The 17,676-nt window shown below is 67.6% G+C and carries 12 protein-coding genes; 2 read left to right on the top strand and 10 right to left on the bottom strand.

Annotated elements, in window-relative coordinates; genetic code table 11:
- The first annotated feature begins 7 nt into the window (after positions 1-7).
- Positions 8-3,415 (top strand): chromosome segregation protein SMC, encoded by a 3,408-nt coding sequence (gene smc, locus KK7_RS0111655; RefSeq protein WP_010544828.1) that lies wholly within the window; start codon positions 8-10, stop codon positions 3,413-3,415.
- A gap of 424 nt (positions 3,416-3,839) precedes the next feature.
- Here the strand turns inward: smc and KK7_RS0111650 are convergent, their stop codons facing one another.
- From KK7_RS0111650 to truB, 5 genes are all read right to left on the bottom strand, one after another.
- Entirely contained in the window at positions 3,840-4,130 is a 291-nt protein-coding gene (locus KK7_RS0111650; protein ID WP_029623204.1) for a hypothetical protein, read from the bottom strand.
- A gap of 4 nt (positions 4,131-4,134) precedes the next feature.
- Positions 4,135-4,572 (bottom strand): hemerythrin domain-containing protein, encoded by a 438-nt coding sequence (locus tag KK7_RS0111645; RefSeq protein ID WP_010544827.1) that lies wholly within the window; start codon positions 4,570-4,572, stop codon positions 4,135-4,137.
- A gap of 164 nt (positions 4,573-4,736) precedes the next feature.
- Complete coding sequence (gene pnp / locus KK7_RS0111640) at positions 4,737-7,079, bottom strand: polyribonucleotide nucleotidyltransferase (RefSeq protein ID WP_010544826.1); 2,343 nt, start codon at positions 7,077-7,079, stop codon at positions 4,737-4,739.
- Positions 7,080-7,259: 180 nt separating this feature from the next.
- A complete protein-coding gene (gene rpsO / locus KK7_RS0111635) occupies positions 7,260-7,529 on the bottom strand; it encodes a 30S ribosomal protein S15 (protein ID WP_010544825.1) in 270 nt (89 codons plus the stop codon).
- A gap of 23 nt (positions 7,530-7,552) precedes the next feature.
- Positions 7,553-8,446, bottom strand: a complete 894-nt coding sequence (gene truB / locus KK7_RS0111630; protein WP_029623203.1) for a tRNA pseudouridine(55) synthase TruB — start codon at positions 8,444-8,446, stop codon at positions 7,553-7,555.
- A 208-nt stretch (positions 8,447-8,654) separates the two neighbouring features.
- On the opposite strand from truB, the gene KK7_RS0111625 reads away from it, so the two are divergent.
- Positions 8,655-10,922: a TonB-dependent receptor gene (locus KK7_RS0111625; protein ID WP_010544823.1), complete on the top strand. Its 2,268-nt coding sequence runs from the start codon at positions 8,655-8,657 to the stop codon at positions 10,920-10,922.
- Between the two features lie 80 nt (positions 10,923-11,002).
- Here the strand turns inward: KK7_RS0111625 and KK7_RS0111620 are convergent, their stop codons facing one another.
- From KK7_RS0111620 to nusA, 5 genes are all read right to left on the bottom strand, one after another.
- Positions 11,003-11,587 carry a thymidine kinase gene (locus KK7_RS0111620; RefSeq protein ID WP_010544822.1) on the bottom strand — a complete coding sequence of 195 codons (585 nt, stop codon included), beginning with the start codon at positions 11,585-11,587 and terminating at the stop codon, positions 11,003-11,005.
- A gap of 59 nt (positions 11,588-11,646) precedes the next feature.
- Positions 11,647-12,048, bottom strand: a complete 402-nt coding sequence (gene rbfA / locus KK7_RS0111615) for a 30S ribosome-binding factor RbfA (protein WP_010544821.1) — start codon at positions 12,046-12,048, stop codon at positions 11,647-11,649.
- Between the two features lie 352 nt (positions 12,049-12,400).
- Positions 12,401-15,286, bottom strand: a complete 2,886-nt coding sequence (gene infB, locus KK7_RS0111610; protein ID WP_010544820.1) for a translation initiation factor IF-2 — start codon at positions 15,284-15,286, stop codon at positions 12,401-12,403.
- A gap of 4 nt (positions 15,287-15,290) precedes the next feature.
- A complete protein-coding gene (locus KK7_RS0111605) occupies positions 15,291-15,995 on the bottom strand; it encodes a DUF448 domain-containing protein (RefSeq protein WP_010544819.1) in 705 nt (234 codons plus the stop codon).
- Between the two features lie 57 nt (positions 15,996-16,052).
- Positions 16,053-17,672, bottom strand: coding sequence for a transcription termination factor NusA (gene nusA, locus KK7_RS0111600; protein ID WP_010544818.1), 1,620 nt, complete (start codon positions 17,670-17,672; stop codon positions 16,053-16,055).
- Between the last annotated feature and the right edge of the window lie 4 nt (positions 17,673-17,676).

The following is a 17,676-nucleotide window of genomic DNA, read 5'->3' as shown; positions in this document are numbered from 1 at the left end:
ACATCCCGTGCAGATAAAACGGCTGCGGCTGACGGGCTTCAAGAGCTTCGTCGACCCGGCCGATCTGCGGATCGAACCGGGGCTGACGGGCATCGTCGGCCCCAATGGCTGCGGCAAGTCCAACCTGCTCGAGGCACTGCGCTGGGTGATGGGCGAGACCAGCGCCAAGTCGCTGCGCGGCGCCGGCATGGAAGACGTGATCTTCGCCGGCACCGCCACCCGCCCGCAGCGCGACTTCGCCGAGGTGGCGGTGGTGGCCGACCTGCCCGAGCAGCAGGACGAGCTGGAGATCATCCGCCGCATCGAGCGCGGCGCCGGATCCGCCTATCGCATCAACGGCCGCGACGTGCGTGCCAAGGACGTGGCGCTCGCCTTCGCGGACGCGGCAACCGGCGCGCACTCGCCCGCGCTCGTCAGCCAGGGGCGGATCGGCGCGATCATCGCTGCCAAGCCGGGCGAGCGCCGCGCGATGCTGGAGGAGGCGGCAGGGATCGCCGGCCTCCATGTCCGCCGCCGCGACGCCGAGCAGAAGCTCCGCGCGACGGAGACCAACCTCACGCGCCTCGACGAACTGATCGGCGAGCAGGAGCAGCGCGCCGCCGCACTCAAGCGCCAGGCACGGCAGGCCGAGCGCTACCGCGAGCTCTCCGACCGTATCCGTGTCGCCGAGGGGCGGATGATCTTCGCGCGCTGGCGCGATGCCGCGGCGGCGGCGGATATCGCGCGCAAGGAAGCGACCGAGGCCGAGTCGCTGGTCGCGGAGCGCAGCGCCGCACAGGCCGAGGCGGAAGCGGCGCAACTGGCGGCGGCGGAAGCGGTTGGCACGCTCCGCGCCGAGTCGCTGCGGCTGCGCGACGCGGCCAGCGACGCCCAGCACCGGCTACAAACGCTCCGGAATGCGCGCCACGGGGTCGAGCGGCGGATCGCCGAACTCGCTGAGGCAGGTCGGCGGTTGGAGTCTGATCGCGCCCGCGAGGCGGCGCTGGCCCGCGATGCCGCGCAGGCGATCGAGCGGCTGACCGCCGAACAGGCGGGGCTGGAGGCTCGAGTCCGCGAAACCGGTGCGCGGATACCGAAGCTGGAGGCAGCGCTTGCCGAGGCGGAGCGCGTCGCGCGCGATGCTGAAGTGGCGCTCTCCCAGGCCCTTGCCCAGCAGGCCAGCGAATCGGCCGAGGTCCGCGTCGCCGACGCCGCGCTGGCCGCCGCCCGGGCGCGCGTCGAGCGCAGCCAGCGCGACCAGGCCCGGATCGCGGCGGAAGCCCGCGCGCTGGGCGACGCGGCACCGCTTCACGCCGAACGTGCCCGCGCCGCCGAAACCCGCGCCGACGCACACCGTCAGGCGGAGACCGCGCGTGACGCGCTTGCCCGCGCCGATGCCGAGGAACGCGCCGCGATCGAGGCGCGCAACGGTGCCCAGGCGGCACGCGCGACGGCCCATGCCGAGCTGGCCCAGATCGACAGCGAGGCGAGCGCGCTCGCCAAGGCAACCAGGCCCTCGGGCAAGGACCGGCTGCTCGATCGGCTGACCGTCGCCGCCGGCTACGAACGGGCGCTCGCCGCGGCCTTGGGCGACGATCTCGACGCCGGGCTGGATGTCGCCGCCGAACGCCATTGGAGCGGTGCGGAAACGCTTGCCTCCGATCCCGCCGCGCCCGCCGGCATGGCGTCGCTCGCCGAGCATGTCACGGCGCCGCCCGAACTCGCGCGCCGTCTCGCGCAGGTGCTGGTCTGCGAGACCGATTCGGGCCAGAGCCTTGCCGTGGGTCAGCGGCTGGTGACGCTGCAGGGCGTGCTGCGCCGCTGGGACGGTTATCGTGCCCGCTCGGGCGGCGCGGCGGCGGCGGAACGGTTGGAGCGGGTCAACCGACTTGCGGCGCTGGAACGCGCCCGCCCGGCGGCACAGGCCGCGCTCGAAGCCGCCGCGGCCGAGCTCAGCCGGATCGAGGCGACCATCGCCGAGGCGCGTCGCAGCGCCGCCGAGAATCGCAAGCGGCTGGACCAGGCCGATCTCGCCGCGCGCGAGGCAACCCGCGCCGAGGATCGTGCCGCCGCCCAGATCGAGCGTCTGGAGGCGCAGCGTGCCGATCTCGACACCCGCCGCGCCCGCATCGCCGCCGAGGCCGAAGAAGCCGGCGCCGACTTCGCCCGCGCCGAGGCGGCCAAGGCGGCACTCCCGGACGGCGCCGAGACCCGCGCGAAGGTGGCCGCACTATCCCGCGCCGCGGATGAGGCCCGCGCCGCGGTGGCGAGCGTCCGCGCCGACCGCGCGTCGCTCGATCGCGAGCTTGCCCAGGCCCGCGAACGGCTCGCCGCTGCGGGGGCCGAAGCGAAAAGTTGGTCCGCCCGTGCCGCCGACGCCACCCGGCGCTCGGCCGAGATGGACGAGCGCGCCGCCACGCTTGCGCAGGAGCGCGAGGCGATCGCCGCCCGCCCTGCCCAGATCGCCGCGCAGCTTGCGGACGCAGAGACCACCAACGAGGCGATGAAGCGCGACTCCGCCGCCGCCCAGGCTGCCGAGCGCGAGGCGGAGGCGATGCTGCGCACCGTCGAGGCGGTCGCCCGCAAGGCCGCCGAGTCGCTCTCCGAGGCCCGCGAGCGCCGCGCCGGCGCGGCAGCCCGCGCGGAAAACCAGGATCTCCGGCGGGTGGAGATGGGCCGCGTCTCGGGCGAGCGCTTCGAATGCCCGCCGCCGTTGTTGCCCGTGCGCCTCGGCTTCGATGCCGAGACGGTGCGCAGCCCGCAGGAGGAATCGGCCGCGCACGAGAAGCTGAGCACCGATCGAGAGCGGCTCGGCCCGGTGAACCTCGTCGCCGAAACCGAACTGGCCGAGCTGGAGGCCGCCTTCGGCACCAACGCGAAGGAACGCGACGAACTGCTCCAGGCGGTGCACCGGCTGCGCGGTTCGATCGGTACGCTCAACCGCGAGGGGCGGCAACGGCTGCTCGCCGCGTTCGAGGCGGTCGACCAGCATTTCCGCCGGCTGTTCACCACGCTGTTCAACGGCGGCCAGGCGCATCTCGCGCTGATCGATTCGGACGATCCGCTGGAAGCGGGGCTGGAGATCATGGCCCAGCCGCCGGGCAAGAAGCTGCAATCGCTCACCCTGCTCTCGGGCGGCGAGCAGGCGCTGACCGCGGTGGCGCTGATCTTCGCGCTGTTCCTCACCAAGCCCTCGCCGATCTGCGTGCTGGACGAAGTCGACGCGCCGCTCGATGACGCCAATGTGGATCGGTTCTGTGATCTGCTGGAGGCGATGACCCGCGAAACCGCGACGCGCTACCTGATCGTCACCCACAATGCGGCGACGATGGCGCGGATGCACCGGCTGTTCGGCGTGACGATGGTCGAACGCGGGGTCAGCCGGCTGGTGTCGGTGGATCTGGGTGGGGCGACCAGCCTGCTGGCGGCGGAGTAGATGAAAAGTGTGCGCGCTATGCGCCGGCAGCGGCCAACTACCAGTATTACGAAATTTGTGGCTAGCTGACGAACCTTACGTCAAGTTGCGAGGATGAATGATTGCTTTCCGAAGCGGCGGGACAACTGGCGGCGTAGCTGGCGCAATTGCAGCAGCGATCTGCTTGTTTCTAATGCTGCCGGTGGTCGGGGTCGTGGCGTTCGTTACTGGCGGATGTAAGGGCGCCCAGGAGCCATGTCGCTCAAACCAATGGCCTTTTATCCTCGCTGGGATGATAGCGCTCGGCTTATCCTTCGGCTCGTTTGTCCTCATCCGTCGGCTCGTTGATCGATGGACCCGTCACTGACCCCGCCCGCAGGCTGCGATGCGGCCAATGAGCCGCCGGCAACAGCCAGGGCAGCGACGGACGGGCGGCTTCTGGACGTCAGCCGACATCCCATTTGAGCACCGAGGCATCGACCAGATCCCCGCCCATATGGCGGACGAACGCCGCGCGCAGCCCGTCCTTGTGCTTTCCCCAGGTGGCCGGATCGGACGATGCATCCACGCCCTCAGCCTGAAACAGCCATTCGACGAACTGTTCAGCGGTCACGGGACCCGCTTCCGGGAGGAAATCATCGACGTGAGAAGGCTGGTCATCAACAATGCCTCCGCACCAGCCCCGCTCGACACAAACCTCGTGCATCAGCGCATTGTAGGCGCGCTGGCGATCCATGGGATCAGTGCGTGGTCGGGATCAGCGGCTCGCCCTGCAGCGCGGCGGCGACCAGCAGGCCTTCCTCCAGCTTCACCCGGTTGCGCAGGCGGGGGAGCATCGCGCGGCTCGCCTCGACGAAGCCGGCGCGGTCGGCGGCGATCTGGTCGGGGGACCAGAACAGCAGATAGTCCTGCCAGTTGGCCTTGAGCCGCTCGAACTCCTCGCGCACCTGGTCCACCTTGGCGCGGGACAGGCCGGGCTTGGCCGACAAGGCGAGCTCGTAGATGGTGGTGTCTTCGCGCGCGAGATGATCAGCGACGCAGTTGAGCAGGTGACCGAGCGCGGTAGAGAGCTCGCCTGGGGCGGCGTCGCTTTCGAGAAGGCCGGAGAGGCGCCGAGCGAGGATGTCGATCATCTCGTGATCGTGCCGCAGTTCTGCGATCGTCGTCGTGGCCATCATCGTCCCGCCCTACTCCAAAGCTCGTCGTGAAGCTCCGCTTCCTTTTCCCCCCGTAAAGGTACGTAGCGGGATTTGCGGTGAAAGGAAACACGGGAAACATGCCGGAAAAAAAAGGGGCCCGGCAGCGCCGGACCCCTCTTTGTCGTCAGTCGGTTGGCCGTTGATCAGTCGCGATCGCCGGTCAGGAACGCGGGCAGGCCGATATCTTCGCCGCCTTCGTCCTTACCGCCTTCGCGACCACCGCTGCGCGGCTTGTCGCCGCGGTCGCGGCGGGGGCCACGCTCGCCGCGCTCGCCACCACGGCCGCCTTCGCGACGGCGGTCGCCGCCACGGTCGCCGCGGTCACCACGGTCACCGCGATCGCCGCGCGGCTCGCGCGGTTCGCGGGCCGGACGCGAGTCTTCCAGCTCGGCACCGGTTTCCTGGTCGACGACGCGCATCGACAGGCGGACCTTGCCGCGCGGATCGATCTCGAGGACCTTGACCTTGACTTCCTGGCCTTCGCTCAGGACGTCCGAGACCTTCTCGACGCGCTCGTTCTTGATCTCGGACACGTGGACGAGACCGTCCTTGCCGCCCATGAAGTTCACGAACGCACCGAAATCGACGAGGTTGACGACCTTGCCGGTGTAGATCTTGCCGACTTCGGCTTCCTCGACGAGGCCCTTGATCCACTTGATCGCGGCTTCGATCTGCGCCGGATCCGACGAGCTGACCTTGATCACGCCCTCGTCGTCGATGTCGACCTTGGCGCCGGTGGTGGCGACGATCTCGCGGATCACCTTGCCGCCGGTGCCGATCACTTCGCGGATCTTCGACTTGTCGATCGTGAAGGTCTCGATGCGCGGCGCGTGCGCCGACAGCTCCGAGCGGACTTCGCCCAGCGCCTTGTTCATCTCGCCCAGGATGTGCGCGCGACCGGCCTTGGCCTGGTTGAGCGCCGCCTCGAAGATCTCCTTGGTGATGCCGGCGATCTTGATGTCCATCTGCATCGTGGTGATGCCTTGCGCCGTGCCGGCGACCTTGAAGTCCATGTCGCCCAGGTGATCCTCGTCACCCAGGATGTCGGACAGGATCGCATAGTCCTTGCCCTCGAGGATCAGGCCCATGGCGATGCCCGAGACCGGACGCTTGATCGGCACGCCGGCGTCCATCATCGCGAGGCTGCCGCCGCACACCGACGCCATCGACGACGAGCCGTTCGACTCGGTGATGTCGCTGGTCAGGCGGATCGTGTAGGGGAAGTCTTCCTTCGACGGCAGCACCGGGTGCAGCGCGCGCCATGCCAGCTTGCCATGGCCGACTTCGCGACGGCCCGGCGCGCCGAAGCGGCCCACTTCGCCGACCGAATAGGGCGGGAAGTTATAGTGCAGCATGAAGCTCTGGTAGCTGAGGCCGTTCAGGCCATCGATCATCTGCTCGGCGTCCTTGGTGCCGAGGGTGCAGGTGGCGATGGTCTGGGTCTCGCCGCGGGTGAACAGCGCCGAGCCGTGCGCACGCGGCAGGAAGTGCGTCTCCGCCTCGATCGGGCGGATCTGCGTGGTGGTGCGGCCGTCGATGCGCTTGCCGTCCTTGAGGATGGCGGTGCGGACGATCTCGGCTTCCAGCTTCTTGGTCAGCTTGATGCCGGCCATGACTTCCTGCGGGCTCAGGCCGTCCTCGGTGAACTGGGCCTTCGCCTTGGCACGCGCCTCGTTGAGCGCGTTCGAGCGGGCCGACTTGTCGGTCAGCTTGTAGGCGGCGGCGATGTCCTTGCCGATCAGCTTCTTGATCTTGTCCTTGAGCTTCGCATTGTCGTCCTGCGACGCGATTTCCCACGGATCCTTGGCGGCCTGCTCGGCGAGCTTGACGATCGCCTTGACGACTTCGCGGCAGGCGTCGTGCGCGAACAGCACGGCGCCGAGCATGACCTCTTCCGAAAGCTCCTTGGCTTCGGATTCGACCATCATCACCGCGTCATAGGTGGCGGCGACGACGAGATCGAGCTCGCCCTCGGCAACCTGCGCGTCGGTCGGGTTGAGGATATACTCGCCGTTGATGTAGCCGACGCGCGCCGCGCCGATCGGGCCCATGAACGGCACGCCCGAGAGCGTCAGCGCTGCGGACGCGGCGATCATCGAGAGGATGTCGGGCTCGTTCTCGCCGTCATAGCTCAGCACCTGAGCGATGGCGTTGATCTCGTTGTAGAAGCCTTCCGGGAACAGCGGGCGGATCGGGCGGTCGATGAGGCGGGAGACCAGCGTCTCCTTCTCGGTGGCGCCGCGCTCGCGCTTGAAGAAGCCACCCGGGATACGACCGGCGGCGGAAAACTTTTCCTGGTAGTGGACGGTCAGCGGGAAGAAGTCCTGGCCTTCCTTCACGCTCTTGGCGGCGGTGACCGCGCACAGCACCACGGTCTCGCCGAGGGTCGCGATCACCGCGCCGTCGGCCTGGCGGGCAACCTTGCCCGTTTCGAGAGTCAGCGTCTTGCCGCCCCACTCGATCGATACAGTCTTCTTGTCGAACATGTCGTTTCCTTCACTCCCCGGTGCCAATCACGCGGGGGGCCTATGCGTGAGCCGTATGTGGCTCGTGGGACCGACCGTATTGCCGGATCCCCCGTTCGTACCCGGCCTTCCGCCGGGGACCGCCGGTGCACTATCGCACCGGAATGACAAAAAGGCGACCCGAAGGTCGCCTTTCCGTCGTTACTTGCGAAGACCGAGCTTCGCGATGAGATCTGCGTAGCGCGCCTGGTCCTTCTTCTTCAGATAGTCCAGCAGGCTGCGGCGCTTGTTGACCAGCATCAGCAGACCGCGGCGCGAGTGGTTGTCCTTCGCGTGGGTCTTGAAGTGCTCGGTGAGGTTGGCGATGCGCTCCGAGAGGATCGCGACCTGCACTTCGGGGCTGCCGGTGTCACCCTCGTTGCGGGCGTGTTCCTTGACGAGCGCTTCCTTGCGCTCCTGCGTGATCGACATGGCGTTTCCTTCGACATCTAAGGCTACAGGTTGAAGCCGCGGACGACCCGGATGCTTCCGGCTTCCGCCTCTACCAGCGCGACGGGGGTTTCCCCGAGCAGCGCGAAATAGAGGCCATCGTCTTCGGCAATCCCGACCAAGACCCGCCCCTGGCGGAGCAGCCCTGCCTGATCGGGGGTGAGGGGTAGAGCCGGGATGTCGTCCAGCCCCGCCCTCAGCGGCAGGCAAATGTCTTCAAGGCGCCGCTCCTTAGCGGCATCGGCCAAAGAGTCCAGCGAAATCGCCTGGTCCAGCGTGAAGGGCCCCGCCTTGATCCGGCGGAGATAGGTTACGTGGCCGACGGTGCCAAGGGCATGGGCGATGTCGCGGGCAAGGCTGCGGATATAGGTGCCCTTGGAGACATGGGCGCGCAGGGTAGCGGACTGTGTACCGTCCTCGTTCTGCCAAGATAGATACTGCAGATCGTGGATCGTGATCCGACGAGTCGCCAACGTAACTTCCTGACCCGATCGTGCGAGGTCATAGGCCCGCTCGCCATTGACCTTCAGTGCGGAATAGGCGGGCGGCAGTTGGTCGATCTGGCCTAGAAACTGCCCGAGAACATCCTCGACGTCCGCGCCGTCGACAAATACCTCGGACGTCGCAATCACCTTCCCCTCGGCATCCAGCGTGTCCGTCTCCACGCCGAAGCGGATGGTGAAGTCATACACCTTGTCGCTGTCGAGCATGCGGCCCGCCAGCTTGGTCGCCTCGCCCAGCGCGATCGGCAGCACGCCGGTCGCCAGCGGATCGAGCGTGCCGCCATGGCCCACCTTCACCTTGGCATAGCCGCCCTCGCGGAGCGCCCGCTTCACGGCGCTCACGCCCTGGGTGGAGCCGAGGCCCAAAGGTTTGTCGAGAAGGATCCAGCCGTGCATCGCCGCGCCATAGGTGGGCGGCGCCCCGCACGCAAACCACGACATAATTGCAACAGGTGGAAGCAAACCGTGCCGACCAACGATTGCACCGCTTGATGGAGGTGACGTTTTCGCTACAGGCCCGCGAAAAATCGGCGACATCGACAAGAAAAGATCGTGACGTCGTGACGGAGAGGATGCCCCATCACTGCCGGGGACTCGATCCACCATGACCACTTCCGCTCTTCTCCGCGTCCTGCTGCTCGGCAGCGCCGCGCTCACCACGCCCTCGGCGCTCGCCGCGGCCGCCCATAGCGATACGCCCGCCGTCCAGGGCGCCCAGCCCGACGAGACCGCGCCGCAGGATAGCGGCGAGATCGTCGTCACCGCGCAGCGCCGCACCGAAGCCGCCAAGGACGTCCCCGTTGCCGTCACCGCGATCGGCGGCGAGAAGCTCGACGTGCTCAATTCTTCGGGCCTCGATATCCGCTTCCTCTCGGCGCGCACGCCCAGCCTGCAGATCGAAAGCTCGTTCGGCCGCACCTTCCCGCGCTTCTACATCCGCGGTCTCGGCAACACCGATTTCGATCCCAACGCCGCGCAGCCTGTGTCGGTGGTCTACGACAATGTCGCGCTCGAAAACCCGATGCTCAAGTCGTTCCCGGCGTTCGATCTGGCGCGCGTCGAGGTACTGCGTGGGCCGCAGGGCACGCTGTTCGGCCGCAACACGCCGGCCGGCGTGGTGAAGCTCGAGTCGCAGCGCCCGACCGACCAGTATGAGGCACGCGGCAGCGTCAGCTGGGCGACCTACAACACGGTCAATGCCGATCTCGCGCTCAACGCGCCGCTCGGGGGCGGCTTCAGCCTGCGCGTTTCCGGCTTGGTGCAGCACCGCGACAACTGGGTGGTGAACGACAGCACCAGCGCCCAGAGCGTCGCGAACCGCAAGCTGGAAGGCTATACCGATCGCGCCGGCCGCGTGCAGCTGGCCTATACGAACGGCGACTTCAACGCGCTGCTCAACGTCCATGGCCGCGACCTCGAAGGCACGCCCCGCGTGTTCCGCGCCGGCCTCTTCCAGCAGGGCTCCAACAACTTCTCGGCAGGCTTCGACCCCAAGCGCGTCAAGCTCGACGGCTATACCAGCCAGTGGCTGGAGCAGTGGGGCAGCAACCTGCAGCTCGACTATCATTTCGACGGGATCGGCACGCTCTACTCGATCACCGCCTACGAGCGCGCCAAGGTGCAGAGCACCGGTGACGTCGACGGCGGCGACACCTACACCTTCCCGGCGCTGGGCCTGAACAACGCGCTGTTCCCGTCGAACACCGGCGGCATCACCAGCCCCAAGGAGTTCAGCCAGGAACTGCGCTTCGCCACCGACCAGTTCGGTGCGTTCCGCGGCCAGGCGGGTCTCTACTATTTCGACCAGAATCTGGACTATAGCGAATATGGCTATCCGCTGGGCGGCGGCGCGCAGAACCAGAATATCGGCCATGTGAACATCAACGAGAATTACGGCGTGTTCGCCTCGGGCGAATACAAGGCGACCGACGCGCTGACCCTGCGCGCGGGCATCCGCTATTCGCATGACCGCAAGAACGACGTCATCACCGGCTTCGGCCCGCTGACCACCGGCCTCACCCTGCCGGTGCAGACCAAGGTGAAGGGCGAAGCGGTGACCTGGGATGCCAGCGCCACCTATGCGCTGACCCCCGACGTCAACGTCTATGCACGCTTCGCCACCGGCTATTTGGGCCCGGCGATCCAGAACCGCGTGACCTTCGGTTCGGTGCCGACCACCGCGGGCAAGCAGTTCACCAAGTCGGCCGAGGCCGGCGTGAAGGGTTCGCTGCCGGCACAGGGGCTGAACTATGCGCTGACCGGCTACTGGTTCCGTACCGACGATCTGCAGCTGACCGCGGTGGGCGGCGCGAGCAACTCGACGCGGCTGCTCTCGGCCGATCACGTCAACGGCTATGGCGTCGAGGCGGAGTTCAGCTATCGCCCGGTGCGTGGCCTCGATCTGACCGCCAGCGGCAGCTACAACTTCACCCAGATCCGCGATCCCGGGCTCGCGGTGGCGGTGTGCGGTTCGCTCTGCACCGTGACGGATCCCACCCGCGTCGTGAACGGCACCACCGTGGCGCTGATCGACGGCAACCGCCTGCCCCAGGCGCCGCGCTTCGTGCTCAACGCCACCGCGCGCTACGGCGTGCCGCTGGCGAATGGCGGCGAGGTCTATGCCTATACCGACTGGGCATACCGCAGCGAGATCAACTACTTCCTCTACGAGGCCAAGGAGTTCCGCGGGCGCTCGCTGCTCGAGGGCGGTCTGCGCATCGGCTATCGCGCGCCGCAGGGCTATGAGGTCGCGGCGTTCGCCCGCAACATCCTCAACCAGATCCGCGCCCAGAGCGCGATCGACTTCAACAACCTGACCGGCATGATCAACGAGCCGCGCATCATCGGCGGCGAGATCCGGTTCCACTTCTGATGGGAGCGCGGGGGGCAGCCCCCGCGCATTTCATAGCGGGAGGGCGTCGCGGGGAAACCCACGGCGCCCTTTTCCGTATGTCAGCCGATCGCGCCGCGCCGCTCGACGAAATGGCGGCGACAGAGCGCGACATAGCGGTCGTTGCCACCGATCTCGCGCTGCTCGCCCTCGCGTACCGCGCGTCCCTCGGCATCGACGCGCAGGTTCATCGTCGCCTTGCGGCCGCATTCGCAGACCGATTTGATCTCGACCAGCGAGTCGGCGAGGGCGAGCAGGGCCGCCGCGCCCTCGAACAGCACGCCCCGGAAATCGGTGCGCAACCCGTAGCAGAGCACCGGAATCTCGTCCTCGTCGCACACCGCCGCCAATTGGTGGACCTGCGCCGCCGACAGGAACTGCGCCTCGTCGACCAGCACGCAGGCGAGAGGGGCGGCGAAATGCGCGTCCCGGACGATGGTGCGGAGGTCGGTGCCGGCCTCGAAGGGAATGGCATCGGCATGGATGCCGAGGCGCGAGTCGATCACGCCGTGCCCGCCGCGATCGTGCACGCCGGCGGTGAACAGCAGCGTGCGCATGCCGCGCTCGCGATAGTTGAAATCGGCCTGCAGCAGCGTGGTCGATTTGCCCGCATTCATCGAGGCGTAGTAGAAATAGAGCTTGGCCATCGCCGCATCACACCAGAAGTGGCGCCGATGTCCAGTCCGCCGCGCATGCGGCGGGCGGATCAGTCCTGCTCGCTCTCGCCGAGGTCGCGTGCGACGTTGGGCGCGCGGAGGAGCTGGTCGATATGGCTGCCCTCGTCGAAGCTCTCGTCCGCCAGGAACTTCAGCTTGGCGGCGTACTTCATCTTCACGCGGGTCGCGACCTCGCGCTGGAGGAAGGCGGTGTTGGTGCGCAGCGCCTTGAGCACCGCGTCCTCGTCCTTGCCGAGCAGCGGCTTCACGAACACCGTCGCGTGGCGCAGATCGGGGGACATGCGCACCTCGGTCACCGAGACCATGTGCTTCGCCAGCACCTCGTCGTGCACGTCGCCGCGCTGGAGGATTTCGCTGAGGATATGGCGCACCTGTTCGCCCACGCGCAGCACGCGGACGGAGCGGGTTTCATCGGTGTCGTTCTGGCGCATCTTGTGATTCTGACCGGTTTTCGCTATCTAAGGAGCACTGCAACTGTGACCGTTGGTACAACGTCACCTCCTGAGCCCGGGTGTTCCAGCGCCCGGGCTCAAAGTATTTTGGGCTCCCGGCGTTCCAGCACCGAGAGCCCGCACTGGGTTACTTGCGGCTTAGCTCAATGAGCTTCGCCACCAATCCGAGCAACGCGACGATGAACGTCGCGAAACCCAGAACTAGACCTGCAACTGTTTCTATTGGCACATGAACCACCTCCTTTCCGGCCGCAGGTGCAGCCGGAAAGGAAGCGTATCACAGGCGGAGCTGCCGAGGAACAAAAGGTGTCCATCGGCAGCCCTGCCCCCTTTACAGCGTACGTTCGCGCAGCTCGACTTCGTAGGTTTCGAGATAGTCGCCTGCCTTGATGTCCACGAAGTTCTGCGTGAACGTCACGCCGCACTCGAGACCGGCGCGCACTTCGGCGACATCGTCCTTGAAGCGACGCAGCGAGGCGATCTCGCCCTGGTAGATGATGACGTCGTTGCGCGTGATGCGCGCCTTGAGCGCCTTGCGGATGAAGCCGTCGACGACCAGCAGACCGGCCGCCTTGCCGTGCTTGCCCGCCGAGAAGACTTCCTTGATCTCGGCGCGGCCGACGACCGTTTCGAAGGCTTCCGGACCCAGCTCGCCCGCCATGCCGGCGCGGATCTCGTCGGTCAGATCATAGATGACGTCATAGTATTTGAGCGCCACCTTGTTCCGCTCGGCGATCTCGCGGGCCTTGGCATTGGCACGGACGTTGAAGCCGATGATCGGTGCGCCGCTGGCGGCTGCCAGCGAAACGTCGCTCTCGGTGATGCCGCCGACGCCCGAGTGCAGGATGCGCACGCGGATGTCGTCGTTGCCCAGCTTGCTGAGCGCACCCACGATCGCCTCGGTCGACCCTTGCGTGTCGGCCTTGACCACCACCGGATATTCGATCGCCTGCTTGTCCTTGAGCGCGGAGAACATGCTCTCCAGGCTCGCCGGCGCCTGCGTCGTGCGCTTCTGGAGCAGCACGCCCTGGCGATATTCGGCCACTTCGCGGGCACGTGCCTCGTTCTCGACCACCTGCATCGGATCACCGGCCGACGGCACGCCCGAGATGCCGAGCACCTCGACCGGCATCGCCGGACCGGCTTCCTTGATCTGACGACCCTTGTCGTCGATCATCGCACGAACCTTGCCGCTTTCGGCGCCGACGACGAACACGTCGCCCACGCGCAGCGTGCCGCGGTTGACGAGGATGGTCGCGACCGGGCCGCGGCCCTTGTCGAGCTTCGCCTCGATCACGGTGCCCTCGGCCTCGCGATCGGGGTTGGCGCGCAGTTCGAGCAGTTCAGCCTGGAGCTGGATCTTCTCGATCAGCGCGTCGAGGCCGATCTTCTTCAGCGCCGAGACTTCGACGTTCTGGACGTCGCCGCCCATCTCCTCGACGATCACCTCATGCTCGAGCAGGCGCTCGCGCACGCGCTGCGGGTTGGCGCTGTCGAGGTCGATCTTGTTGATCGCCACGATCATCGGCACGCCGGCCGCCTTGGTGTGATTGATCGCCTCGATCGTCTGCGGCATCAGCCCGTCGTTCGCAGCCACCACCAGCACGACGATGTCGGTGACATTGGCACCGCGCGCGCGCATGTCGCTGAACGCTTCGTGGCCCGGCGTGTCGAGGAAGGTGATCTTCGACTTGTCCTTCAGGGTAACCTGATAGGCGCCGATATGCTGGGTGATGCCGCCGGCTTCGCCGCGCACCACATCGGTGCCGCGCAGCGCGTCGAGCAGCGAGGTCTTGCCGTGATCGACATGGCCCATGATCGTGACGACCGGCGGACGCGGCTGCAGCTTGTCCTCGGGATCCAGCTCGGTATCGATCTGGAGATCGACGTCGCTGTCGCTGACGCGCTGCACGTTATGGCCGAAATCGGTGACCAGCAGTTCGGCGGTGTCCTGGTCGATCGACTGGTTGACCGTGACCATCATGCCCATCTTGAACAGGGCCTTCACCAGGTCCGCGCCCTTTTCGGCCATGCGGTTGGCGAGTTCCTGCACGGTGATGGCGTCGGGCACCACCACGTCGCGGACCTGCTTGACCTGGGGCTCGCGCGGGCCGCCATAGGAGCGGCGATGCTCCTTCTCACGGGCGCGCTTCAGCGCCGCAAGGCTGCGGGCGCGCGCACCATCGTCGCCGCCCAGGGCGCGCGTGACGGTGAGCTTGCCCGACTGGCGGCGATCGTCGCCCTTGCGGTCGCGCGACGGCTTGGCCGGATCGGCACCCGGGCGGCGCGGCGCGGCGCCGGGACCCGACGGGGCCGGACGCGCGGCACCGGCACCAGCGGCGGGACGCTGCTGGTTCTGGTTCTGCTGCGGCGCCTGTTGCGTCTGCTGGGTCGCGGCAGGGGCTGCCTGCTGCGGCTCCGGCTTTGGCTGCGGCTTGGGGATTTCCGGACGCACGACCGGGGTGAAGCGGCGCGGCGCGGGCAGCGACGCATCGAGCTGCAGCGTGATCGGACCCTGCGGGATCGGGCGACGCGGCGGCTGCGCGGGTGCTGCCGGCTTGGGCGCTGCGGCCTGCGGCTGGGCAGGCTTGGGCGCTGCCGGCTGCGGGGCTGCGGCCTGCGGTGCCGCCGGAGCGGGCGCAGGGGTGGGCTCCGGCGCCACGACGGGTGCCGGGGCCGGAGCCTCCGCTACCACTTCGGGCTTCGGTTCCGGCGCGGGCGCAGGGGCAGGCGCAGCGGCTTCCGCCGGGGCGGCAGCCGCCTCGGCCTGGGCGCGCGCACGCTCTTCGGCGCGGCGACGCTCTTCTTCCTGTGCCTCGGCACGGAGGCGCTCGTCGCGACGACGCGCTTCCTCCAGCGCCTGCATGCGCTGTTCCTCGGCCTCGCGGAGCAGCTTGGCCTGGCGCTCCTGCGGCGACAGATTGTCCATCGGCTTGCGCGGCGGCTGGGCAGCGGCGGGGCGCTGCGCCTGCTGCGGCGCAGCGGGGCGGGGAGCCTGAGCAGCCGGCGTCTCGGGCGCAGCGGCAGGGGCCGGCGTCGACTCGTCGATCGGCGCACCCTGCGGGCCGAGGACACGGCGACGCTTGACCTCCACGACCACGGTGTTGGAACGGCCATGGCTGAAGCTCTGCTTCACCTTGCCGGTTTCCACCGTGCGCTTCAGACCCAGCGGTGCGCGCATGCCCAGTTTCGGCTTGTCGTTTTCGGTGTCGCTCATGCGGCTACTCAAGTTCCTCGATAATGTTCGTCGTCAATGGCACGGCGGACGGCAAAGCCGATGCGCCTTGCGATTCGGAATCGCAAGACACGGGATCAGGTTCGGGTCCGATAAAGTGCAGCCAGCGATCGAGCGCTTCGCTCGTCCGTTGCGCCGCCCGGGCGTCGATGAGTCCGGCGTGTACCACATTTTCGCGGCCTAACGCCAAGGACAATATGGTGCGTGGGACCGGCAATGTTAAGCCCTTGAGGGCAGAACCTTCCCGATCCGAGCCAACCCGCCACGCCTGGGCCAGCTTGCGGCTGCCGTCGTCGCGGGCGTCGGAGGCGTGGAGCAACAGATGGAGTCGGCCGTTGCGCGCGGCCTTTTCGATCCGCTCGGCACCGATCACCACATATCCCGCCTTGGCCTCCAGCCCCAGCCGGTCGAGCACGGCGCGCTGCAGCTGCGCGGCGATCCGGTCCTCCAGATCTTCGGGGATGCGCAGCTCGCCGGTGCGGAAGCTGCGCGACAGGGCGCCCTTCAGCCTGCCCTTGTCGCGCGACGCCGTGAGCCCCGCCTTGTCGACGGAGATCCAGGCGCCGCGACCAGGGGCCTTGGCACGGATGTCGGGCAGCACCTCGCCCTCGGGCGACAGCACGAGTCGGATCAGCCCTTCCCGCGGCGATTCCTCGCGCGACAGGATGCAGGTGCGAACCGCGTCGGTCATCGGCCCCTCCCGTTACCGAGAGGGGGGACGACCACTGCCAATGTCAGTCGGCGCGTATCATTGTTCGGAGTCCGCAATTGCGTCCTCCTCGCCTGCTTCCGCAGGTTCTTCATCGGCGAACCAATGGGCGCGGGCCGCCATGATGATCTCGTTGCCCTGTTCGTCGCTGAGGCCATACTCCGCCAGGATGCCGCCCTTGGGCTCCTTGCGCGGGGTGTCGTCGCCGCGGCGACGCGGCTCGGCGCGCTTCTTCTCGACCAGCTCGTCGGTCGCCAGGTCGGCGAGATCGTCGAGCGTCTTGATGCCCGCCTTGCCGAGCGTGACCAGCATCGCTTCGGTCAGATACGGCATGGTGGTCAGGTCGTCCTCGACGCCGAGCGCACGACGCTCCTCGCGATTGGCTTCCTCGCGGCGCTCCAGCGCTTCCTGGGCGCGGTTCTGGAGTTCCTGCGCGAGATCCTCGTCGAAGCCCTCGATGGTCGCGAGCTCCTCGATCTCGACATAGGCGACTTCTTCCAGCGCGCCGAAGCCTTCGGCGACCAGCAGCTGGGCCAGCGTCTCGTCGACGTCGAGCTCGTTCTGGAACATCTCCGAACGCTCGACGAATTCCTTCTGGCGCTTCTCGCTCGCATCCGCCTCGGTGAGGATGTCGATCGCCTTGCCGGTCAGCTGGCTGGCGAGGCGCACATTCTGGCCGCGACGGCCGATCGCCAGGCTCAGCTGGTCGTCGGGGACGACGACTTCGATGCGATCCTCTTCCTCGTCGATGACGACGCGGCTGACGTTCGCCGGCTGCAGCGCGTTGACGACGAAGGTCGCGGTGTCCGGCGACCAGGGGATGATGTCGATCTTCTCGCCCTGCATTTCCTGTACGACGGCCTGCACGCGGCTGCCCTTCATGCCGACGCAGGCGCCGACCGGATCGATCGAGCCGTCATGGCTGATCACGCCGATCTTGGCGCGGCTGCCCGGATCGCGGGCGGCGGCCTTGATCTCGATGATTCCGTCGTAGATTTCGGGCACTTCCTGCGCGAACAGCTTCTTCATGAACTCGGGGTGCGCCCGGCTCAGGAAGATCTGCGGCCCGCGATTCTCGCGGCGCACGTTGAGCACCACCGAGCGGACGCGATCGCCGACACGCACCACTTCGCGCGGGATCTGCTGGTCGCGGCGGATCACGCCTTCGGCGCGGCCCAGGTCGACGACGATGTGGCCGAACTCGACCCGCTTCACCACGCCGGTGATGATCTCGTTCACCCGGTCCTTGAACTCGTCATACTGGCGCTCGCGCTCGGCGTCGCGGACCTTCTGGAAGATGATCTGCTTCGAGGCCTGCGCCTGGATGCGGCCGAATTCGATCGGGGGCAGCGGATCGACGATGAAGTCGCCGACCTTTGCGCCCTTCTGAAGCTTCTGCGCGCCCTTCAGGTCGACCTGCTTGAAATAGTCGTCCACGGCTTCCACCACCTCGACGACGCGCCACAGGCGGAGATCGCCCGAGACCGGATCGAGCTTCGCGCGAATGTCGTTCTCGACGCCGTAGCGGTTCTTCGCGGCGCGCTGGATCGCGTCTTCCATCGCCTCGATGACGATGGCCTTGTCGATCAGCTTTTCCTTCGCGACCGAATCGGCGATCGCGAGCAGCTCGGCCTTGTTGGCGGAAATGGCGGTGGCCATTCGG

The sequence above is a fragment of the Sphingomonas elodea ATCC 31461 genome (assembly GCF_000226955.1).
GTDB lineage: Bacteria > Pseudomonadota > Alphaproteobacteria > Sphingomonadales > Sphingomonadaceae > Sphingomonas > Sphingomonas elodea.
Note: the sequence above shows the minus strand (reverse complement) of the source record. Positions and strands in the feature narration are given on the sequence as shown.